Below are 20,098 nucleotides of genomic sequence, written 5' to 3'. Positions count from 1 at the left end.
CAAGGCAAATTATAGACTTGCCGCCTGCAACGCGCTCCAGCCCATGCCGGCACCCAGTCCGAGCCCAACCACCATCATGCCGGGCAGGACTCTTGCAGCCAGCGGGCGGCCGCCGATCACGAGCGCCATTGCGGTCTTGAAGCCGAGGTTGGCCAGCATTGCCAGCCCGATCGCGATCACGGTCGGCTCCAGGGCGAGCTTGTCCATCGAGAACAGCCGCAGGCTCGACAGCGTGATCGCATCGACGTCCGTCAGGCCCGACACCAGGGCCAGCACATAGAGGCCGCGATTGCCGAAGTAGTCCGACAGCCACGCCGCAGACAGCAGCACGAGGCCGTACAGGAGGCCGAAACCCAGGGCCGCCTTCAGCTCGGTCGGGTTGCTGGTGTTCGGCAGCACGGTCTCGCCGCGCTCGCCCAGACCGCGCCAGTGCCAGAGCACGCCGGCGAGGCCGAGAACCAGCCCGGGTATCACGACGACGAGCAGCGGACGCAGCACGCTCGGTGCCACGAGACCGGCGATCACCGCCACCCGCAACAGCATCACGAGGTTGGCCAGCACGATCACGAGTCCCGCCATCGGCGCGATGGCCTCGGTTCCGCGCGCCTGGCGTGCATAGACCATGGTCGTCGCCGTGCTAGAGGCCAGTCCGCCGAAGATCCCGACGAAAACCGTACCATAGCGCGCGCCGACCAGCTGGAGCGCGGTGTAGCCCGCCAGGCTCACCCCGGAGATCAGCACCACCATCCACCAGATCTGGTACGGGTTGAGCGCGCCGAAGGGCCCGAATTCCTCGTTGGGCAGGATCGGCAGGATCACCAGCGACAGCACGCCGAACTGCAGGATCGAGATCCAGTCGCGCGGCTGAAGGCGGGTGGCAATGCCGCGCAACTGTGCCTTGAAGTACAGCAGCACGGTCGTGCCGACCGCCAGCATCACTGCGAGCTGCGCGTAGCCCATCCACACCGCCGCACCGAGGCAGTAGCACACGAGCAGGGCGGCGACCGAGGTCGTGCCCGGATCGGACGGATCGGGATGGCGCAGATAGGCGCTGATGATGGTGACGCCGACGATGACCAGGCCGGCCACGAAAGGCGCGATGCTCTGCAGGTCCTGGCCGAGCATGGCGACGAGGGCACCGAACATGGCGACGAGGCCGAAGGTGCGCAGGCCGGCGCGCGCCGAGGGCACGCGCTCGCGCTCGAGACCGATCAGCAGGCCGATGCCGATGGCGATGAGGAAGGCTTCGATCTGGTCGGGATCAAGGGGGAGAGCGTCGGGCATGGCGCCTGCGGATATGCGGTGCGGACGTGTCCGATCATACACGTGCGTACCGCCGGTTCCGCGTGAAGCCCCCGCGCGAAACGCGCCTTGCAGGCGGTTTCACGCCGTTCGCCGTTCGCGCGGCGAGCTGCTTCGCTAGAATGCGCGCCATGCAAAACCATCACCCGCGTCATTTCGCCATCGTGCCCGCTGCCGGCAGCGGCTCCCGCATGGGTGCGGCCCGACCCAAGCAGTACCTCTCGCTGCTCGGTCGCCCCCTGATCCATCACGCCCTTTCGGTGCTGTGCGCTGCACCGGAAATCGACAAGGTTTTCGTGGTCCTGTCGGTGGACGACCGCGAATGGTCGCGCTATGACTGGAGTGCGCTCGGCGACAAGCTCGTGCCCCTGTTCTGCGGCGGAGCGACCCGCGCCGACAGCGTGCTGGGTGGCCTGCGCGCCATCGCTGGCGACGTGACGCAGTCAGACTGGGTTCTGGTGCATGACGCCGCACGCCCCTGCCTCGCCCCCTGGCACATCGACAAGCTGGTGCGCGAACTGGCGCATGAGGAAGTGGGCGGCCTGCTCGCGGTGCCGGTCGCCGACACGCTGAAGCGGGCCGACGCCCATCGCCATGTGGCCGAGACCGTGCCGCGCGACAGCCTGTGGCAGGCACAGACGCCGCAGATGTTCCGCTACGTGATGCTGCGCCGCGCGCTCGAAGGCGCGTCGGACGTGACCGACGAGGCGAGCGCCATTGAGGCGGCGGGTCTGCGTCCGCGCCTGGTGCAGGGCGACGCCACCAACCTGAAAGTGACCTATCCGCTCGACCTGCACCTGGCCGAGTGGATCCTGCAGAACCGCGAGGGGCTCAAGTGATGAACATTCCGTTTCGAATCGGTCAGGGTTTCGATGTCCACGCGCTGGTGCCTGGCCGGCCGCTGATCATCGGCGGCGTGACCATCCCCCATCCGCGCGGACTGTTGGGCCACTCCGACGCCGACGTGCTGCTGCACGCGATCACCGATGCGCTGCTGGGCGCCGCCGGCCTCGGTGACATCGGCCGCCTGTTTCCCGATACCGACGAACGCCACGCCGGCGCCGACAGCCGCTTGCTGCTGCGCGAAGCCTTTGCGCGCGTCCGCGACGCGGGCTGGGCGGTGGCGAACATCGACGCGACGGTGATCTGCACCGCACCGAAGATCCTGCCGCATGCGCCGGCCATGGTCAGCAACATCGCCGCCGACCTGCAGATGGATCCGGCCGCGATCAACATCAAGGGCAAGACGACCGAGAAGCTCGGCTTCACCGGCCGCGGCGAAGGCATCGCCGCGCAGGCGGTGGCGCTGCTGGTGAAGGGCGACCATGCCTGATGCAGGCGCGGCCGGTGCGGCGCCGCGCCTGCGCGTGTTCTTCGCGCTATGGCCCGACGCACCGACCGCGTCCTGCCTGCATCGCGAAGCTCGCCAACTGCAAGGTGCGTGTGGTGGACGGCTCATGCGGCAGGACACGATCCACCTGACCCTGGCCTTTCTCGGCGATACGCCGGTGTCGCGCCTCCCGATCCTTGCCGAAGCCGCAGCGCAGGTGCACGCGCCACCCTGCACGCTGGTGCTCGACCGATGCGGAAGCTGGCACGGCAACCGCGTGCTCTGGCTTGGGCCGAGCAGCCCGCCTGAGCCATTGGGCCTGCTGGCCGGACAGCTGGGCAGTGCCCTGCGTGAACGTGGCGTTGCGCTCGAGCGCCGTCCCTTCGCGCCACATGTGACCATCGTGCGCAATGCCTTGCACGCACCAACGACGGAGCAGGTCGCGGCGATCACCTGGGATGTGTCCGCCTTCGTGCTGGTGGCGTCGGAACGCGGCCCGGACGGTGCGCGCTATCGGGAACTCGGCAATTGGCCGCTTGGCGAAGACGCTGCGCGTTGAAAAGACTGCTTCGGGAAAAGGTTGCGGGGCGCCAAGCGCCCCGCAGTGCCAGAGGTCGTCCATCAGGGACGCCTGCAGGTCTCCTCGAAGGAGACGTCAAGAGATCGGTCGCTGCCCGATCAAGCTCTGTCGTGAGATGGGTGGAGTCTCGTCAAACGCGTCCTCCTTCAACGTGCCGATCGCTCGGCTTCACAGGTAGATGGCCGAAGCCAGACGTTCGCTGAGTTCGGGTTCCGAAGTCTTGGTGTAGTCCTTTTCGAAGCGGTCCGTGATGAGCTGCGCGGTCGGACCGTCGATGACGGTGTTGAGCATGCCCATGAAGGCAGGCGGAGCGACGAGGATGGCGCGCTTGAATGCGTTCTGTGAGCGCCCCTGATAAAGCGCCTGAGCGATTTCCTGCGCGAAGACCTTGGCTTCGTGCTGTTTGGGAAGGGTCTGCGGCTGCATCGAGCCACCGCCGCCATTGCCGGCCATGGCGCCGGAGCGGTCGGTGACGAGTTCAGAGTTCTTCTGCCTGCTTTCGGGGTGGATCAGTTCCTTGACCAGCGTGAGGCCCTTGTTGGGGCCGAGGTTCGCATACAGCTTCGCCAGGCTGGCGTTGGCAACCAAAATCCAGGTGATGGCCATGAAACAACCTCCGTTGCGTGAAAAGGGCGATGTGCAATCCGTCGCACAAAACAGGTGCGGACAAATGCCACCGTTTCAAGCTTAGCCACTCCCGGAGGGACTGCCAAACGGCTTCGTTACCACAGTGTGAAAATAAGTTTCGAGCAATGAATCGCGTCCTGCCAAGCCGCGCCGGCGGGTGAACTGGCCGAGCGGCAATCAGAAAATGCCCATCGCCAGCCCCGATGCCATCGCCTCGCCGAGCTCCTCGGCCGCGGCCAGATGCTCGGGCGCGATCACCTTGCGCGCGATCAGCGGATCGGCGACACACTTCCAGCCGTAGCCGTTCGCGATGCGCCCGATCTCCCGCACCGCCCCGGTGCCGTCGTTGCCGGCACTGACGAACACCGCATAGGGCAGGCCGACGAGCCGCCCCTCGCATGGGTAGTAGGTCCGGTCGAAGAAGTCCTTCAGCGCACCGGACATGTAGCCGAAGTTCTCCGGCGTGCCGAGCAGCAGCCCATCGCAGTTCAGCAGCTCATCGACGCCGGCATCGAAGGCGCGCATGAGCCGGGACTCGATTTCTGCCACGCGCCCGGCGCCGCGCAGCACGGCCTTGGCAAGCTGCCCCGTGTTGCCCGACTGCGTGTGAAACACGATCAGCAACCGCTTGCGCGCACTCATGCTGCCGACTCCCGCAACCGCGCCTCGCCGGCGGCGGGGTCGACGCCGTAGAACTGCTGCAACTGCGCGTAAACCTTCGGGAAGTGGCGCGTCAGTAACGAGGGCGTCTCGAAGAACACCTCGGACACCACCGCGAAGAACTCGCCCGGATGCTCGCTGCCATAGGGATCGATCTCGGTGTCGCCGCCGTTGTCCACCTCCTCGCAGAACGCCTCGTAGGCTTCGGAGAAGGCGTCTGCCCAGGCCTGGCGCGACATGCCGGCTCGCAGCCGCGGCAAGCCGTCCACGCCGCCATTCTCCATGTCGAGCTTGTGCGCGAACTCGTGGATCACCACATTGACGCCCGCGGGCTGCGCCTCGCCTTCGAACCACGACACCAGCACCGGACCGCCTTCCCAGGCCTCACCGAGCACCTCGTCGTCGTACTCGTGAAGCACGCCGGCCTCGTCGTACTCGCGACGCGGAATGAGGAAGTCGCCCGGATAGACGACCACGCCCACCCAGCCGGCGTAGGCCCGCAGACCGATGTTGAGGACCGGCAGACAGGCCTGCAGCGCGATGCCGAGCAGCATGTCGGCATCCAGCACCAGACCATGCGCGCCGTGGAACTGCTTGGCGGCGAGAAACTCGAGCGCCAGCGCGCGCAGGCGCGGACGCGCCTCCGCAGGCAGGAAGTCGAGGAAGGGCAGCCGGCGCTCGACGCGTGCCCACTGCTCGTCGTACACAACGGGGCCTTCACGCTCACCCAGCCCCAGCCAGCGGCGAATCCGCGCGAACACCATCGTTCAGACCGGCTGCCGCCGGGTGGTCAGGTAGATGCCGGCGAACACCAAGGCGATGCCGACGAAGTGGTAGAGATAGGGCCGCTCGTCGAGGAAGATCGCCGCGAGAAGGGTCGCGAATACCGGCATCAGGTGGATGAAGAGCGAACCACGCGCCGGCCCCACGGCGGCGACGCCGGCGTTGTAGAACACGTAGCCGAGAAAGCCGGGAAAGATGCCCGTATACAGGATGCCGCCGATCGCGCTCCAGCCGAGGTTGATCGTACGCCCGGCGGACAGCTCCCACGCATAGGCGGGCGTCAGCGCGAGCAGGCCGACGACGGTGAAGGCGGCCAGCAGCAGCATCGGATGCACCCCCTCGGGCCGCTTCTGCAGGCCGACCGTGTAGAGCCCCCAGACGGTGACCGCCGCCAGCATCCACAGGTCGCCGGTGTTCAGCGTGAATCCGAGCAGGGTTTCCAGGCTGCCGCGGCTGACGATCGCCGCCACGCCGCCCAGCGACACGACGACACCGGCCGTCTCGAGGCGGCTCAGGCGCTTGCCGAAGAACAGGAAGGCGAAGGCGATGGTCGCGATCGGGATGAAGGAATTGAGCAGCGTCGCGCTCGTGGCGGTCGTGTGCTGCAGCGCCAGGTAGGCGAAGGTGTTGTAGCCGCCTACGCCGAGCAGGCCGAGCACGACGATGACCGGCCACGCCGCCCGGAGCCGCGGCCACTGGCTGCGCAGATGGGGCAGGGCGAGCGGGGCGACCAGCGCCAACGCGATGATCCAGCGCCAGAATGCCAGTGCGATGGGGGGTACGTCGGCACGGATGCCACGGCCCATGACCATGTTTCCGGACCAGAAGAGGGCAGTGAGGGTGAGCAGCAGGTAGGGGTTGGCGGTGAGGCGGTGCATCTCGGATCGTCGTGTTTGTCGGCCCGAGATGATCGCACACGGTGGCAGGGTGACGAACGCTTCGTCACCTGGATGGTCGGAAGGCACGGTCAGCACGCCTGCTGTATGGAATAATTCACCCCCATGGTTTCCGTCACTCACGCCATCGCCCAAGGCGACACTGCCCCCCCGATCGACTTGCTTGCCGCCGGCCTCTCCGAGACCGAACGCGGCCGGGTCGAATCCGCGCTCGACTGGATCGCCGAGCTCTACGACGACAAGGTGCTCGGCACCGGCGAGTCCATCTGGACGCACGCGATCGGTACCGCGCTGATCGCGGCGTCGCTGCGACTCGATGCGGAGACGCGGATCGCGGCGCTGCTGTTCGCGGTGTGGGACGAACTCGACGACCCGGCCGAGGAACTCAGGTCCCGCTTCGGCGAGGACATTGCCGTGCTCGTCCGCGGCCTGCACAAGCTCAATGGCCTGCGCGTGCTCACGCGCATGGCGGCGACCACCACCGCACCGGAGATCCGCGCGCAGACCGAGGTCCTGCGCAAGATGCTGCTGGCGATGGTCGAGGACATCCGCGTCGTGCTGGTGCGCCTGGCCTCGCGCACCCAGACCCTGCGCTTCTACACCGATCTGCCGGGCGAAGCGCGCGTCGATGTGGCGCGCGAGAGCCTCGACATCTACGCGCCGCTCGCCAACCGCCTGGGCGTGTGGCAGCTCAAGTGGGAGCTGGAGGACCTCTCCTTCCGCTTCATCGAGCCCGAGACCTACAAGCGCATCGCCAAGATGCTCGACGAGCGCCGTATCGAGCGCGAGCAGTTCATCCACGACGCCATCGAGCGCCTGCGCAGCGAACTTGCGGCAGTCGGGATCAAGGCCGAGATCACCGGCCGCGCAAAGCACATCTACAGCATCTACAACAAGATGCGAAAGAAGCGGCTCGACTTCTCGCAAGTGTTCGACATCCGCGCCCTGCGGGTGCTGGTCGACGAGGTGAAGGACTGCTACACCGTGCTGGGCTTCGTGCACCAGATCTGGCAGCCGATCGCCAAGGAATTCGACGACTACATCACCAAGCCCAAGGGCAACAACTACCAGTCGCTGCACACTGCGGTACTGGCGGGCGACGGCCGCGCGCTGGAAGTGCAGATCCGCACCCACGACATGCACAGGCATGCCGAGATGGGCGTGGCTGCCCACTGGCGCTACAAGGAAGGCACCCAGTCGGGTTCCGATTACGACGAGAAGATCGCGCTGCTGCGCAATCTTCTGTCATGGCGCGACGAGGTGACCGACTCGGCGCACTGGATGGAGCAGTACAAGCGCGCCTCGCTCGACGACACGCTCTACGTGCTCACGCCGCAGGGCAAGGTCGTGGACCTGCCGCGCGGCGCCACGCCGATCGACTTCGCCTATCGCCTGCATACCGACCTGGGCCACCGCTGCCGTGGCGCGAAGGTGGACGGCCATCTGGTTCCGCTCAACACGCCGCTGGAGAATGGCCAGACGGTCGAGATCACCGCGGTGAAGGAGGGCGGGCCATCGCGCGACTGGCTGGACCTGCGCCAGGGCTACGTCGCGACCTCGCGTGCGCGCTCGAAGATCAAGCAGTACTTCGCCCAGCTCGACGAGGAGGAGCTGCTCTCGCGGGGCCGGAGCTTCGTCACCAAGGAGATGCAGCGCGACGGACATGCGCAGGCGAACATCGACGGCCTGGCCGAGCGGCTGGGGTTCAAGAACGCCGAGGCGCTCTACCTGGCCGCGGGCCGCGGCGAGGTGGGGCCGCGTTCGGTGCAGGTGGCCTTGCGCGAGGGCAGCGGGCCCGAGGCGGAGACGCACGCCGAACCGGATTTCGTCGTCAGCCGCAGTCGCTCGGGCGACAACTCCGACAAGATCCTGATCGTCGGCGTCGGCAAGCTGATGACCTCGCTGTCGCGCTGCTGCAAGCCGGCGCCACCCGATGCGATCGAGGGCTTCGTCACCCGCGGGCGCGGCATCTCGATCCACCGCGTCGATTGCCACGACTTCCAGATGCTGGCGCTGAAGCACCCGGAACGGGTGATCTCGGCCGAATGGGGCGACAAGGCGACGGACACCAAGACCGCGCTGTACCAGGTCGACATCACGGTGCAGGCGATGGATCGCCAGGGGTTGCTGCGCGACATTTCGGAAGTGCTGTCGCGCGAGAAGCTGAACGTGATCGCGGTCAATACGCTGACCAAGAAGGGCACCGCCTACATGCGCTTCACGATGGAGGTGGGCGGCATCAAGCAAGTGCAGCGCGCCATCACGCTGATCCGCGAGGTATCGGGTGTGATCGACGCACAACGCAAGTAGGCCTTCTGCGGCCGCAATGAGATCGGGGGCTGCGCCATGCCGGTGCCAGCCCCCGATCCGTTTTCAGCCCGTCACGCCGCGACTCGGCTCAGCTGCTGGCAGCGAGTTCCTGCAGCAGGATCAGCTGTGCGGCGCGCCGGATGCCGCGCGGGTTCTTGCGCTTGTAGCTGCCGTCCGACTGCATCTCCCAGGCCTGGCAGTTGTCGCCCAGGTAAGGGCGCAGGCCTTCCTTCATGACGCGCCGCTTCAGGCGCGGATCGAGGACCGGGAAGGCGATCTCGATGCGGCGGAAGAAGTTGCGGTCCATCCAGTCTGCGCTCGACAGGAACATCAGGTCGGCACCATCGGCATGGAAGTGGAAGATGCGGTGGTGCTCGAGGAAGCGACCGATGACCGAGCGCACTCGGATGTTGTCCGAAAGGCCGGGCACGCCGGGCTTCAACGCGCAGGGACCGCGCACGATCAGGTCGATCTCGACACCGGCCTGCGAGGCTTCGTAAAGCGCCTCGATGGTCTCGGGTTCGAGCAGCGCGTTCATCTTGGCGATGATGCGTCCGCGACGGCCCTCGCGGGCGATCTCGGCTTCACGCCTGATCGCCTCGACCACCTTGGGCTGCAGGCTGAACGGGGCCTGCCACAGGTGGCGCAGTTCGCTTGCCGTGCCCAGCCCGGTGAGCTGCTTGAACACGGTGGCGACATCCTCGCCGATTTCCTCATTCGCGGTGAGCAGGCCGAAGTCGGTATAGAAACGCGTGGTGCGCGGATGGTAGTTGCCCGTGCCCAGGTGCACGTAGTGGCGCAGGCCCTTTTCCTCACGCCGCACCACCATCAGCAGCTTGGCATGCGTCTTGTACCCGAATACGCCATAGACGACGTGCGCGCCCACTTCCTCGAGGCGGTTCGCCCAGGTGATGTTCGCCTCCTCGTCGAAACGCGCCATCAGCTCCAGCACCACGGTGACTTCCTTGCCCTTCTGCGCGGCGCGTACGAGATGTTCCATCAGCACCGAGTCGGTGCCGGTGCGATACACCGTCATCTTGATGGCCAGCACCTGCGGGTCGTCGGCCGCCGCACGCAGAAGGTCGATGACCGGCGCAAAGCTCTGGAACGGGTGATGCAGCAGCACGTCCGTCCCGCGCAGCGCGGCGAAGATCTGGCGTCGCTTGTCGAGCGCTTTCGGCACGCCCGGCACGAAGGGCGAATACTTCAGTTCGGGGCGTTCGACCCAGTCGGGCACCTGCATCAGCCGCACCAGGTTCACGATGCCCGGCGTGCGGTACAGATCGTCCTGCTCCAGGTGGAAGTGCTGCAGCAGGAAGTTCGCCATCTCGTCCGAACAGTTGTCGGCGACCTCCAGGCGCACTGCATCGCCGAAATGGCGTTGCTGCAGTTCCCCCTTCAGCGAGGCGCGCAGATCCTTGACCTCTTCCTCATCGACGAACAGGTCGGAGTTGCGCGTGACACGGAACTGGTAGCACCCCAGCACCGTCATGCCGGAGAACAGTTCGTGCACGTGTGCGTGCAGCACCGACGACAGGAAGACGAAGGTGTATTCCTGGTCGCAGATCTCGCGCGGCAACCGGATCACGCGGGGAAGGGCGCGCGGCGCCTGCACGATCGCGGCACCGGAATCGCGCCCGAAGGCATCGCGCCCTTCCAGTTCGACGGCGAAGTTGAGCGACTTGTTGAGCACGCGCGGGAAGGGGTGTGCCGGGTCGAGCCCGATCGGGGTGAGCACCGGCATGACCTCGCGCATGAAATAGTCGCGGATCCAGCGCAGTTGCGCCTCGGTCCACAGGCTGCGACGCAGGAATACCACGCCTTCCTGCTCGAGCGCGGGGAGGATGTCCTCGTTGAGCAGCGTGTATTGCTCGGAAATGATCTCGTGCACTTCGTCGCTGACCTTCTCCAGCAGGTCGCGCGGTGAGATGCCGTCGTTGCCGGGCTTGCGGCTGCCGAGGCGGATCTGCTCCTTGATGCCCGAGACGCGGACCTCGAAGAATTCGTCGAGGTTGCTCGACACGATGCACAGGAAGCGCAGGCGCTCGAGCAGCGGCACGGTCGGGTCGGCGGCCTGCGCCAGCACCCGGCGCTGGAACTGCAGCAGCGACAGTTCTCGATTGATGAAGTGATCCGTGGGGTAGTTGCGATCGTTCTTCGGGGCGTACATGGGTGCTCTTTGGCGCGTTGAATTATCCTGCGGATTATGTGACAGATTCGTTGCATCTTGATGACAGCGGTAAGCGTGTGCGCGCGGCGCAACGAATCATTGGCGGCAATTATCTGGTGCTGCAGCGCATCGAAACGACAGTGCTAGAATTCGCGTTTCCAGCATACCGCCCCAATGGCTCTTTCGATGATGCGAAATCTGATCGCTGCAGTTGACCTGGGTTCAAACAGTTTTCGACTGCAGGTCGGACGCATCGTCAATGACCAGATCTACCCGCTCGACGGTCTCAAGGAGTCGGTTCGGCTCGCCGCGGGCCTGTCCCCGGAGAAAAAGCTTGACCTGGCGTCGCAGCAGCGCGGCGTGACGGCCCTGCAGCGCTTCCACGAGCGGCTGCACGACTTCGACCCGGGCGCAGTCCGCGCGGTGGCGACCAACACGCTCCGCGTCGCAAAGAATGCGCCCGAGTTCCTGATCCGCGCCGAGGCTGCGCTGGGCTTCCCGATCGAGGTGATCGCCGGACGCGAGGAGGCTCGCCTGATCTACGTTGGCGTCGCCCACACCTTGCCCGACCCGCACAAGCAGCAGTTGGTGGTCGACATCGGTGGCGGCTCGACCGAGTTCGTCATCGGCAAGAGCTTCGAGCCGATCCTGCTCGAGTCGCGCTACATGGGCTGCGTCGGCTACAGCCTGCGCTTCTTCCCCGATGGCAAGGTGGACAAGCGCAGCCTGAAGGATGCCGAACTCGCCGCACGCCGCGAGTTGCAGACCATCGTCGGCGCCTATCGGGAGGTCGGCTGGGAAGCGGCCGTAGGCTCGAGCGGTTCGGCCAAGGCGTTGACCGAGATCCTTGAGCAGAACGGCTTCTCGCCTTCGGGCATCACCCGAGACGGTCTCGAGCGGTTCCGTACGGAGTTGCTGCGCGCGGGACGCATCGACGCGCTCGACCTGGCCGGTCTGCGGGGTGACCGCCTGCCGGTCATCCTCGGTGGCTTCGCCATCATGAGCGCGATCTTCAAGGAGTTCGACATCGACCGCATGGTGTTCTCCGAGGGCGCACTGCGTCTCGGCGTGCTCTACGACCTGCTGGGGCGATATCACCACCATGACCTGCGCGACGCGACGGTGAATGCCTTCGTGCGCCGCTACAACGTGGATCCGCGCCAGGCGGAGCAGGTGGCTGACACGGCCTGCTACCTGCTCGAACAGCTCGAGCCCGCGATGGCCGACCCTGAGCACCCCGACCGCCGCTTCCTGCGCTGGGCGGCGCTGCTGCACGAGATCGGCATTTCGGTCGCTCATTCGAGCTACCACAAGCACAGCGCCTATATCGTCGCCAATGCCGACATGCCGGGTTTTTCGCGCATGGACCAAGGCCGGCTGTCGCGGCTGGTGCTCTCGCACCGCGGCAAGCTCGAACGCGTTGCCTCGATCGATCCGGGCAGTGTCGACTGGCTGCTGATCGCCTGTCTGCGCCTGGCGGTCGTGATTCACCGCGCCCGCGACGCCCGCGGGGTGCCGCCGATCACGATGCAGCGCGAAGGGCGGGGCTTCAGCGTCAACACCGCCGCCGGCTGGCTGCAGAATCTGCCGCTCACGGCCGCTGCGCTCAACGAGGAGCAACGCCAGTGGATGGCGCTCGGTCGCGGGCTCTACATCCGCTCCCTCGGCGCACGCAACGCCGCCGCCTGAGCACGCGTGAGCAGGGACCCGCCCACCGCCGCCCGGGTCGAACTCGCGCCAGAGCGGCGCGAGGCGAGGGTCGCCGGTGACTGGACGATACGCTCGCTGACGGCGAGCATTGGCGAGCTTCGCCAAGGACTTGCGCTCGTCCCGGCGGATGCGGCCTGGAATCTGAGCGCGCTGGGGCGACTGGACAGTTTCGGCGCCACGCTGCTGTGGCGGGCATGGCAGGGCCGCTGGCCAGAGCGGCTGGAGCTCGATCCGGCGCACCGTGCGATCATCGAGCGCATCGCCCGTAGCGCGGAGCGGCCCATTCCCGCAGCGCGAGGTTTCGGCGCCGCGGACGCCTTCGTGACCTTCGGGCGTGTCCTGATCGCCTTCACCGGGCACCTGCTCGACTTTGCCGCGTTGCTGGGGCGGCTCGGGCTCGATCTGGTGCATCTGCTGCGCAATCCGCGCGAATGGCCGTTGCTGGAGATCTCCGCCAACGTCTTCAAGGTCGGCGTCAAGGCGATGCCGGTGACCGCGCTGGTCGGCTTCCTGATTGGCGTGGTGCTGTCCTATCTGTCGGCATTGCAGCTGAAGATCTTCGGTGCCGACGCCTTCATCGTGAACATCCTCGGCCTCGGCATCATCCGCGAGCTAGGGCCGGTGCTGGTGTCGGTGCTGGTCGCAGGCCGCTCGGGTTCGGCGATGACGGCGCAGCTCGGCGTCATGCGCGTGACCGAGGAGATCGACGCGCTTGCCGCGATGGGCGTCTCGCGTTCGCTGCGCCTGGTGCTGCCGAAGGTGATCGCACTGACGCTGGCGATGCCCTTGCTGGTGCTGTGGACCTCGAGCGTGGCCCTGATCGGTGGCTGGGTCTCGGCGCTGGTCGAGCTCGACATCTCCTTCCATTTCTTCATCACCGCATTGCCCGACGCCGTACCCATCGCCAACGTGTATATCGGCCTGACCAAGGGCGCGGTCTTCGGGCTGCTGATCGCCTTGATCGCCTGCCACTTCGGCCTGCGCGTGCAGCCGAATACCGAGAGTCTGTCGTCCCACACGACGGCCTCCGTGGTCGCTGCGATCACGGTCGTGATTCTCGCCGATGCGGTGTTCGCGATCGCCACACGCTCGATCGGGATTCCCGGATGAGCCAGCGGCATGAAGACACCGAGCCCGTCGTCTCGCTGCGCGGCGTGGTCACGCGCTTCGGACGGAACCTTGTACACGAAGGGCTCGACCTCGATATCGAACGCGGCGAGATCGTCGCGCTGGTCGGCGGCTCGGGTAGCGGCAAGACCACGCTGCTGCGCCACATCATCGGGCTGACGCGGCCGCAAGCCGGCGAGCTGCGGCTCTTCGGCGAACGGGTCGACCAGGGCACGATTCACCAGCGCATCGCGCGCCAGCGCCGTTACGGCGTCCTGTTCCAGCAAGGTGCGCTGTTCTCCGCACTGACCGTCGGCGAGAATATCGCTTTCCCGCTGAAGGAACTCGGGATCGCGCGTCCGGACGAGCTCGATGCGCTGGTCGCCCTCAAGCTGGCGATGGTCGAGATGGAGCCGGAGCACGCCCTGCTGATGCCGGCGGAGTTGTCGGGCGGCATGGTCAAGCGGGCCGCGCTGGCCCGTGCGCTGGCGCTGGAGCCGGAACTGTTGTTGCTCGACGAGCCGACAGCGGGGCTGGACCCGGACCGCAGTGCGAGCTTCGTGCGCCTGATCCTCGCCCTCAGGCAGGAGCTTGGGCTGACCGTGGTGCTCGTCACGCACGACCTCGACACCCTCGCGGCAATGGCCACGCGCGTGGCGGTGCTGGCCGACCGGCGCATTGTCAGTTACGCACCACTGCAGGAGACGCTGCAAGTGAAACACCCCTTCATCGAGCGCTTCTTTCACGGCGAACATGGCCGCCGGGCGCTGACCCGCGCCAACGGAGAGACCTGACATGGAGAATCGGGCGCACGCATTGGCGGCCGGACTGTTCGCGCTGCTGCTCGGCACCGGGGTCCTCATCGCCCTGTGGTGGTTCTCGCAGGATCGCGAAACGGCGAAGGAGGTGGTGCTGGTCGCACGCGAGGACATCAACGGCCTGGGCCCGCAGGCGCGCGTACGCTTCCGCGGGCTTGCGGTGGGCACGGTGAAGGAGATCCGTATCGACCCACAGGACAGTGGCGCCATCCTCGTCCGCGTCCGCGTGGCGGCCGACGTTCCTTTGACGCGCGGCACACGGGCGACGCTGGGCACCCTGGGCGTGACCGGCCTGGCCTATGTGCAGCTCGACGACCGCGGAGCGGACCCGACCCCGCTCGTCGGCGAGAACGGAGAGACACCGCGCATTCCCCTCGAACCCGGGCTCCTCAGCCAGATCGGCGACCGCACGCTGGCTGCGGTGGAGCAGTTCCGTCTGCTCAGCGAACGGATGTCCGCCGTGTTCGACGACGACAGTGCAAGGCGGCTGAAGCAGACGCTGGCACGGCTGGAGGCTGCGGCCGAGGGCATGGATCGCAGCTTTGCCGAAGCGCCGCGGACGCTCGAAGCGATCCGCAGCGTGTTCACGCCCGACAACGTCGCGCGTCTCTCCGCCGCACTGGCCAACATCGAACAGAGCACCGCCGAGGCCAAGCCCGCGTTGCAGGAACTTCGCATGCTGCTCGTCAGACTGGATGACATGGCCGACCGCTTCGACCAGACTGCGACGACGGCGAGCAACGGCCTGCTCGAAGGCGCCTTGCCGCGGCTCAACGAACTGCTGCGCGACCTGAGCGCAACCTCGCGCCGGGTAGGCCGGCTGATCGAGGAGGTCGAGTCGACACCGCAGATGCTGCTGACGGGCCGTGCGGTGCGGGAGCCAGGCCCGGGCGAGACGGGCTTCGTCGAAGGACGGAAATGAGAGCAAGAACAGAAAGAACATCGGCAATGCAGATCGCGTCATCACGGCGTGTTCGCGCCATCCTTGCCGCGATCGCTTCAGTCCCGTTGCTCGCCGCTTGCGGCGGACTGCAGATCAAGCCGCCGCCGATGGCGTTCTATGATCTCGGCGCAGGCGATGCGCGCGTCTTGCGGCCCGCCCTCGCGCCGAGCCGGGTCGAAGTGAATACCCGCCCCTGGCTCGCACTCAGCGCCATGCAATACCGCCTGCTGTGGCAGGACCCCGATCGCCGGCGGGCCTACGCCGAAAGCCGCTGGGCTTCGCAGCCGGCCGAGATGCTCGCGCTCGTGCTCGAACGCAGTCTGGGCAGCGGCACGGGTGGCCTGCGTTGTCGCCTGCAGATGGAACTGGACGAGTTCGTGCAGGTGTTCCCGAGCGCCGGGCAGAGCCAGGTAGAGCTGCTCGCTCGCATTGGCCTGATTCCGCCGCGCAGCGATGTCCCCATCGCACACCGCGAGTTTCGTATCGTCGAAGCCGCCCCCACGGCCGACGCGGCGGGCGGCGTCGCCGGATTTCGGCGGGCCAGCGAGCGGCTGGCCACGGAGGTGGCCGAATGGATTACCAGGCTTGACCAGGCGCCAGGCGAGGGTTTGAATGGCCCCACGCGCTGCGGTGCCTGAGACTGTCTCGGGTGCAGCGGCAAACCCTGTCCGCAGCTCACCGAGGGTCGAGGATGCGATGGGCTTGGCGACTCGAAGTGTCAGCGGGTACCATCGGTCAACGTTGACGTTAACGTAAACAAACTGCCGCATCCAAGACTCGACACCCGGAGGAGACACTGATGAGCGCCGTGCCCGTTCCCAATACCGATTCCATGCTGCTGCGTCACGACCAGAACGGTGTCACGACGCTGACCCTGAATCGTCCGAACCAGTTCAACTCCCTGTCCTTCGAGATGCTGGAGGCCCTGATCGCGGCGGTGGACGAGATCGCGCGCGACGACAGCGTGCGCGTCGTGGTACTGGCCGGCGAGGGCAAGGCCTTCTGTGCCGGGCACGATCTCAAGGAGATGCGTGCCAATCACACGCACGATTTCCAGCAGCGTCTGTTCCGTCTGTGCGGCAAGTTCATGATGAAGCTCACCGAACTGCCGCAGCCGGTCATCGCCCGGGTGCACGGCATCGCCACCGCGGCGGGCTGCCAGCTGGTATCGATGTGCGATCTCGCCGTCGCGTCCGATGTCGCGCGCTTCGCCGTGTCCGGCATCAATGTCGGCCTGTTCTGCGCCACGCCAGGCGTGGGTCTGTCGCGCAACATGGGGCGCAAGGAGGCTTTCGAGATGCTGGTGACGGGCGACTTCATCGACGCCCACGAAGCCCAGCGCCGGGGCCTGATCAATCGCGTCGTGCCGCTCGAGCAGCTCGACGCCGAGATTGCGAAACTCACCGCCTCGATCGTCGCCAAATCGCCGGTGGCCATCCGCATGGGCAAGCAGATGTTCTACAGGCAACTCGAAATGGGCATGGATGCGGCTTATCAGATGGCAGCCGAAACCATGGCGTGCAACGCGATGTGCGAGGATGCGGCGGAGGGCATCGACGCCTTCATCGCCAAGCGCAAGCCGGAGTGGAAGGGGCGCTGAGCCTGAGCGGCGGCGGCCGGCCGCCATGCGCCATGCTCATCGACACGCATATCCATCTTGACGCGGCCGAGTTCGACGCGGACCGGCCGCAGTTGATCGAAACCGCACGCAAGGCGGGCGTCGGTGGGTTCGTCGTGCCAGCGGTCGACCGAGCGAGCTTCGATGCCGTCAGTTCGCTTGCATCTTCGCACGACGACGTCTGCTTCGCCCTTGGCATCCACCCGCTCTACGTGATGCAGGCACAGGAAACCGACCTCGAACTCCTGGATTTCCGACTCGGCGAGGGCAGGGCGGTCGCGGTAGGCGAGATCGGCCTCGACCATTTCGTGACGGATATCGATCCGGCGCGTCAGCTCGCGTTTTTCGTTGCGCAACTCAAGCTGGCCAGACGCCACGACCTGCCGGTGATCCTTCACGTCCGGCGGGCGATCGATCCGATCCTGAAACAGCTGCGCCGCATCGGCGTCAAGGGCGGTATCGCCCATGCGTTCAACGGCAGCCTGCAACAGGCTCGGATCTTCATGGATCTCGGTTTCAAGCTGGGTTTCGGGGGGTCGATGACCTTTGACGGATCGACACGGATCCGTGCCTTGGCCGCCACGCTGCCGCTGGAGGCCATCGTTCTCGAAACGGACGCTCCGGACATCCCGCCCGTGTGGGCACAGGGGCAGCGCAACGAACCCGTCAATCTCGTGCGTTATGCCGAAATCCTTGCCGGCTTGCGAGGAATCGACGTCGCCGAAGTGATCGCGACCACCGGCCGCAATGCACTCGACGTCCTCGACTGGCGGCGTTAGGTGGCGCCGGATGCTTCCGCGGACGATTGCGAGCGTGCGATCAGGTCCGCGATGTCGCGCTTCAGCCGCAGGACGTCGCTGTCGAACTTCTCGTAGATCATGAGCGAAACGCCGAACACATAGGCGTAAAGCAGCATGCAGCGGCTGGATGCCTCTTCCATCGGTACGCCACAGGCAAGGAAGAGATCGCGTGCGCAGCGCAGGCGCACGTCGTCCACTTCGGCCACGATTGCTGCGGCCTCCGCATCGCGCCGCGCCCAGTCGCGCACCGCAAGCTCGATCATCATGCCGCGCCGGCTTCGACTGGCGCTGTAAACGTCGATCACGTGATAGATCTGGGCCAGCTCCTTGCCGGGCTGGGCGCGTGTCTGCTTGATGATGTCGCGGATCCGGCCTTCCTTCCAATGGTGCAGGATCGCAAGCAACAGGTCGCGGCGGTCCTGAAAGTGCCAGTAGAAACTGCCCTTGGTCACCTTGAGGCGCTTGGCGAGCACCTCGACGCGCAGGCCGGCAATGCCTTCCTCGGCCAGCACCTCGACGGCGGCGGTCACCCAGCTTTCGCGATCGAGCTGGACACGGGGCTTCTTGGGGTTGTTTTCCATACGGCGTAGTATTGACGATTCCAACCCCATACGCTACCGTATGTCGATGTTGCCGCCAATAGCGCACCGACCCTTACCGGAGCCGTGTGTCTTGCGGCAGGAGCAGTGCCATAATTATCCGATCCGGCCGCACGTGCCGGAGGAGACTTTGATCAATACAAGGAGCGCGGCAGAGTGAAGATTCTCGTACCCGTCAAACGCGTTGTGGATTACAACGTCAAGGTTCGCGTCAAGGCCGATGGCAGCGGTGTGGACATCGCCAACGTCAAGATGAGCATGAACCCCTTCGACGAGATCGCGGTGGAAGAAGCCGTGCGCCTGAAGGAAGCCGGCGTGGCGACCGAAGTCGTCGCCGTGAGCTGCGGCGTCGCCGCCTGCCAGGAAACCTTGCGCGCGGCGATGGCGATCGGCGCAGACCGCGGCATCCTGGTCGAGACGGACGTCGAACTGCAGCCGCTGGCCGTCGCCAAGCTGCTCAAGGCCGTGTGCGACAAGGAGCAGCCCAGCCTGGTGATCGCCGGCAAGCAGGCGATCGATGACGACGCCAACCAGACCGGGCAGATGCTCTCCGCGCTGATGGGCTGGCCGCAGGCGACCTTCGCCTCGAAGGTGACGCTTGCCGATGGCAAGGCCTCGGTGACGCGCGAGATCGACGGCGGTCTCGAGACCCTGTCCGTGAAGCTGCCGGCGGTGGTCACGACCGACCTGCGCCTGAACGAGCCGCGCTACGCCACGCTGCCCAACATCATGAAGGCCAAGAAGAAGCCGCTCGACACCGTCAAGCCGGCCGATCTGGGCGTCGATGTGGCGCCGCGTCTGACCACGCTGAAGGTGTCCGAACCGCCCAAGCGCAGCGCGGGCGAACGCGTGGCCGATGTCGCGCAGCTGGTCGACAAACTCAAGAACGTTGCGAAGGTGATCTGAACATGGCCATTCTCGTCATTGCCGAACACGACAACCAATCGATCAAGGCCGCCACGCTCAACACCGTGACCGCGGCGACCAAGCTGGGTGGCGACATCCACGTGCTGGTGGCCGGTGCCGGCTGCGGCGCCGCGGCCGAGGCCGCCGCCAAGGTTGCCGGCGTAGCCAAGGTGCTGGTGTGCGACGCCCCGCAGTACGAAGCCCAGACGGCCGAGAACGTCGCCGAACTGGTCAAGGGCCTGGCCCCGGCATACAGCCACGTGCTCGCCCCGGCCACCTCGGCCGGCAAGAACATGCTGCCGCGCGTGGCCGCACAGCTCGACGTCGCCCAGATCAGCGATATCGTCGCGATCGAGTCCGCCGACACCTTCGTGCGTCCGATCTACGCCGGTAACGCGCTGGCCACGGTCAAGAGCGCCGATGCCATCAAGCTCATCACGGTGCGTACCACCGCCTTCGACGCCGCCGGTGACGGCAACGCCGCGCCGGTGGAAGCCGTGGCGGCGGCGGCCGATCTCGGCGTGACGGCGCTGGTCGGTCGCGAGATCACCAAGAGTGCTCGTCCCGAACTGGGCGCGGCCAAGATCATCGTCTCGGGCGGCCGTGGCCTGGGTAGCGGCGACAACTACCACCAGCTGCTCGAGCCGCTGGCGGACAAGCTCGGCGCGGCGCTGGGCGCCTCGCGCGCGGCGGTCGACGCCGGCTACGTGCCCAACGACTATCAGGTCGGGCAGACCGGCAAGATCGTCGCGCCGCAGCTCTACATCGCCATCGGCATCTCGGGCGCCATCCAGCACCTGGCGGGCATGAAGGACTCCAAGGTGATCGTGGCGATCAACAAGGATCCGGAGGCGCCGATCTTCCAGGTGGCCGACTACGGCCTGGTGGGGGATCTGTTCGAGGTCGTTCCTCAGCTCACCTCGGCGGTCTGATCGCGCG

At 66.4% G+C, this 20,098-nt stretch carries 21 protein-coding genes; 14 read left to right on the top strand and 7 right to left on the bottom strand.

The features are described 5' to 3' along the window. Positions 1–9: 9 nt before the first annotated feature. The gene (locus C664_RS00885; protein WP_004251495.1) at positions 10–1,284 is read right to left on the bottom strand and encodes an MgtC/SapB family protein; all 1,275 of its coding nucleotides are present in this window, start codon (positions 1,282–1,284) and stop codon (positions 10–12) included. A 140-nt stretch (positions 1,285–1,424) separates the two neighbouring features. On the opposite strand from C664_RS00885, the gene ispD reads away from it, so the two are divergent. From ispD to thpR, 3 genes are read left to right on the top strand one after another with little or no spacing between them, the layout of a single operon-like run. Beyond that, the gene (gene ispD / locus C664_RS00880) at positions 1,425–2,141 is read left to right on the top strand and encodes a 2-C-methyl-D-erythritol 4-phosphate cytidylyltransferase (RefSeq protein ID WP_004251492.1); all 717 of its coding nucleotides are present in this window, start codon (positions 1,425–1,427) and stop codon (positions 2,139–2,141) included. Then, entirely contained in the window at positions 2,141–2,635 is a 495-nt protein-coding gene (ispF, locus tag C664_RS00875) for a 2-C-methyl-D-erythritol 2,4-cyclodiphosphate synthase (protein ID WP_004251490.1), read from the top strand. Before ispD ends, ispF begins: the two co-directional genes overlap by 1 nt. Continuing rightward, the gene (gene thpR / locus C664_RS00870) at positions 2,628–3,191 is read left to right on the top strand and encodes an RNA 2',3'-cyclic phosphodiesterase (RefSeq protein WP_004251485.1); all 564 of its coding nucleotides are present in this window, start codon (positions 2,628–2,630) and stop codon (positions 3,189–3,191) included. Before ispF ends, thpR begins: the two co-directional genes overlap by 8 nt. Before the next feature lie 189 nt (positions 3,192–3,380). On the opposite strand, the gene C664_RS00865 is transcribed toward thpR, so the two are convergent. From C664_RS00865 to C664_RS00850, 4 genes are all read right to left on the bottom strand, one after another. After that, positions 3,381–3,818: a host attachment protein gene (locus C664_RS00865; RefSeq protein WP_004251484.1), complete on the bottom strand. Its 438-nt coding sequence runs from the start codon at positions 3,816–3,818 to the stop codon at positions 3,381–3,383. A gap of 198 nt (positions 3,819–4,016) precedes the next feature. Beyond that, a complete protein-coding gene (locus C664_RS00860) occupies positions 4,017–4,481 on the bottom strand; it encodes a flavodoxin family protein (RefSeq protein WP_004251482.1) in 465 nt (154 codons plus the stop codon). Continuing rightward, positions 4,478–5,263: a zinc-dependent peptidase gene (locus C664_RS00855; protein WP_004251480.1), complete on the bottom strand. Its 786-nt coding sequence runs from the start codon at positions 5,261–5,263 to the stop codon at positions 4,478–4,480. Before C664_RS00855 ends, C664_RS00860 begins: the two co-directional genes overlap by 4 nt. 3 nt (positions 5,264–5,266) lie before the next feature. Continuing rightward, the gene (locus C664_RS00850; protein WP_004251479.1) at positions 5,267–6,160 is read right to left on the bottom strand and encodes a DMT family transporter; all 894 of its coding nucleotides are present in this window, start codon (positions 6,158–6,160) and stop codon (positions 5,267–5,269) included. A 123-nt stretch (positions 6,161–6,283) separates the two neighbouring features. On the opposite strand from C664_RS00850, the gene C664_RS00845 reads away from it, so the two are divergent. After that, positions 6,284–8,488 carry a RelA/SpoT family protein gene (locus C664_RS00845; RefSeq protein WP_004251477.1) on the top strand — a complete coding sequence of 735 codons (2,205 nt, stop codon included), beginning with the start codon at positions 6,284–6,286 and terminating at the stop codon, positions 8,486–8,488. Between the two features lie 88 nt (positions 8,489–8,576). Here the strand turns inward: C664_RS00845 and ppk1 are convergent, their stop codons facing one another. After that, positions 8,577–10,658, bottom strand: coding sequence for a polyphosphate kinase 1 (gene ppk1, locus C664_RS00840; protein ID WP_004251472.1), 2,082 nt, complete (start codon positions 10,656–10,658; stop codon positions 8,577–8,579). Positions 10,659–10,660: 2 nt separating this feature from the next. Between ppk1 and C664_RS20765 the strand changes: the two genes are divergently transcribed. The 8 genes from C664_RS20765 to C664_RS00805 all read left to right on the top strand — a co-directional run bounded on the left by C664_RS20765 (position 10,661) and on the right by C664_RS00805 (position 17,633). Further along, positions 10,661–10,873: a hypothetical protein gene (locus C664_RS20765; RefSeq protein WP_198291454.1), complete on the top strand. Its 213-nt coding sequence runs from the start codon at positions 10,661–10,663 to the stop codon at positions 10,871–10,873. Further along, on the top strand, positions 10,845–12,347 hold the full coding sequence (gene ppx / locus C664_RS00835) for an exopolyphosphatase (RefSeq protein WP_038010497.1): 1,503 nt from the start codon (positions 10,845–10,847) through the stop codon (positions 12,345–12,347). The genes C664_RS20765 and ppx overlap by 29 nt, the downstream gene beginning before the upstream one ends. Positions 12,348–12,353: 6 nt before the next feature. Then, a complete protein-coding gene (locus C664_RS00830; RefSeq protein WP_004251469.1) occupies positions 12,354–13,478 on the top strand; it encodes an MlaE family ABC transporter permease in 1,125 nt (374 codons plus the stop codon). Continuing rightward, positions 13,475–14,269 (top strand): ABC transporter ATP-binding protein, encoded by a 795-nt coding sequence (locus tag C664_RS00825; protein WP_004251468.1) that lies wholly within the window; start codon positions 13,475–13,477, stop codon positions 14,267–14,269. Before C664_RS00830 ends, C664_RS00825 begins: the two co-directional genes overlap by 4 nt. 1 nt (position 14,270) lies before the next feature. Next, positions 14,271–15,215 (top strand): MlaD family protein, encoded by a 945-nt coding sequence (locus C664_RS00820; RefSeq protein WP_004251464.1) that lies wholly within the window; start codon positions 14,271–14,273, stop codon positions 15,213–15,215. Positions 15,216–15,241: 26 nt separating this feature from the next. Further along, the gene (locus C664_RS00815) at positions 15,242–15,874 is read left to right on the top strand and encodes an ABC-type transport auxiliary lipoprotein family protein (RefSeq protein ID WP_004251461.1); all 633 of its coding nucleotides are present in this window, start codon (positions 15,242–15,244) and stop codon (positions 15,872–15,874) included. A gap of 161 nt (positions 15,875–16,035) precedes the next feature. Then, on the top strand, positions 16,036–16,836 hold the full coding sequence (locus C664_RS00810) for an enoyl-CoA hydratase (protein WP_004251458.1): 801 nt from the start codon (positions 16,036–16,038) through the stop codon (positions 16,834–16,836). A gap of 32 nt (positions 16,837–16,868) precedes the next feature. Continuing rightward, a complete protein-coding gene (locus tag C664_RS00805; RefSeq protein ID WP_038010495.1) occupies positions 16,869–17,633 on the top strand; it encodes a TatD family hydrolase in 765 nt (254 codons plus the stop codon). On the opposite strand, the gene C664_RS00800 is transcribed toward C664_RS00805, so the two are convergent. After that, complete coding sequence (locus tag C664_RS00800; RefSeq protein WP_004251456.1) at positions 17,630–18,235, bottom strand: TetR/AcrR family transcriptional regulator; 606 nt, start codon at positions 18,233–18,235, stop codon at positions 17,630–17,632. The genes C664_RS00805 and C664_RS00800 overlap by 4 nt on opposite strands. A 174-nt stretch (positions 18,236–18,409) precedes the next feature. Here C664_RS00800 and C664_RS00795 point away from each other — a divergent pair, with 174 nt between their 5' ends. Both C664_RS00795 and C664_RS00790 read left to right on the top strand, forming a co-directional pair. Then, positions 18,410–19,159 carry an electron transfer flavoprotein subunit beta/FixA family protein gene (locus C664_RS00795; protein ID WP_004251455.1) on the top strand — a complete coding sequence of 250 codons (750 nt, stop codon included), beginning with the start codon at positions 18,410–18,412 and terminating at the stop codon, positions 19,157–19,159. A gap of 2 nt (positions 19,160–19,161) precedes the next feature. Further along, positions 19,162–20,091 (top strand): electron transfer flavoprotein subunit alpha/FixB family protein, encoded by a 930-nt coding sequence (locus C664_RS00790; protein ID WP_004251454.1) that lies wholly within the window; start codon positions 19,162–19,164, stop codon positions 20,089–20,091. Positions 20,092–20,098: the final 7 nt, after the last annotated feature.

The organism is Thauera sp. 63, assembly GCF_000310165.2.
Lineage (GTDB): Bacteria > Pseudomonadota > Gammaproteobacteria > Burkholderiales > Rhodocyclaceae > Thauera > Thauera humireducens.
Note: the sequence above shows the minus strand (reverse complement) of the source record. Positions and strands in the feature narration are given on the sequence as shown.

Bases quoted from the DNA above. Each gene is read 5' to 3' on its own strand.
- C664_RS00845 (WP_004251477.1), top strand. From the start codon at position 6,284: ATGGTTTCCGTCACTCACGCCATCGCCCAAGGCGACACTGCCCCCCCG.
- C664_RS00860 (WP_004251482.1), bottom strand. From the start codon at position 4,481: ATGAGTGCGCGCAAGCGGTTGCTGATCGTGTTTCACACGCAGTCGGGC.
- C664_RS00885 (WP_004251495.1), bottom strand. From the start codon at position 1,284: ATGCCCGACGCTCTCCCCCTTGATCCCGACCAGATCGAAGCCTTCCTC.
- C664_RS00810 (WP_004251458.1), top strand. From the start codon at position 16,036: ATGAGCGCCGTGCCCGTTCCCAATACCGATTCCATGCTGCTGCGTCAC.
- ppx (WP_038010497.1), top strand. From the start codon at position 10,845: ATGATGCGAAATCTGATCGCTGCAGTTGACCTGGGTTCAAACAGTTTT.
- C664_RS00815 (WP_004251461.1), top strand. From the start codon at position 15,242: ATGCAGATCGCGTCATCACGGCGTGTTCGCGCCATCCTTGCCGCGATC.
- C664_RS00865 (WP_004251484.1), bottom strand. From the start codon at position 3,818: ATGGCCATCACCTGGATTTTGGTTGCCAACGCCAGCCTGGCGAAGCTG.
- C664_RS00790 (WP_004251454.1), top strand. From the start codon at position 19,162: ATGGCCATTCTCGTCATTGCCGAACACGACAACCAATCGATCAAGGCC.
- C664_RS00855 (WP_004251480.1), bottom strand. From the start codon at position 5,263: ATGGTGTTCGCGCGGATTCGCCGCTGGCTGGGGCTGGGTGAGCGTGAA.
- C664_RS00800 (WP_004251456.1), bottom strand. From the start codon at position 18,235: ATGGAAAACAACCCCAAGAAGCCCCGTGTCCAGCTCGATCGCGAAAGC.
- C664_RS00850 (WP_004251479.1), bottom strand. From the start codon at position 6,160: ATGCACCGCCTCACCGCCAACCCCTACCTGCTGCTCACCCTCACTGCC.
- ispD (WP_004251492.1), top strand. From the start codon at position 1,425: ATGCGCGCCATGCAAAACCATCACCCGCGTCATTTCGCCATCGTGCCC.
- C664_RS00825 (WP_004251468.1), top strand. From the start codon at position 13,475: ATGAGCCAGCGGCATGAAGACACCGAGCCCGTCGTCTCGCTGCGCGGC.
- ppk1 (WP_004251472.1), bottom strand. From the start codon at position 10,658: ATGTACGCCCCGAAGAACGATCGCAACTACCCCACGGATCACTTCATC.
- thpR (WP_004251485.1), top strand. From the start codon at position 2,628: ATGCCTGATGCAGGCGCGGCCGGTGCGGCGCCGCGCCTGCGCGTGTTC.
- ispF (WP_004251490.1), top strand. From the start codon at position 2,141: ATGAACATTCCGTTTCGAATCGGTCAGGGTTTCGATGTCCACGCGCTG.
- C664_RS00805 (WP_038010495.1), top strand. From the start codon at position 16,869: ATGCTCATCGACACGCATATCCATCTTGACGCGGCCGAGTTCGACGCG.
- C664_RS00820 (WP_004251464.1), top strand. From the start codon at position 14,271: ATGGAGAATCGGGCGCACGCATTGGCGGCCGGACTGTTCGCGCTGCTG.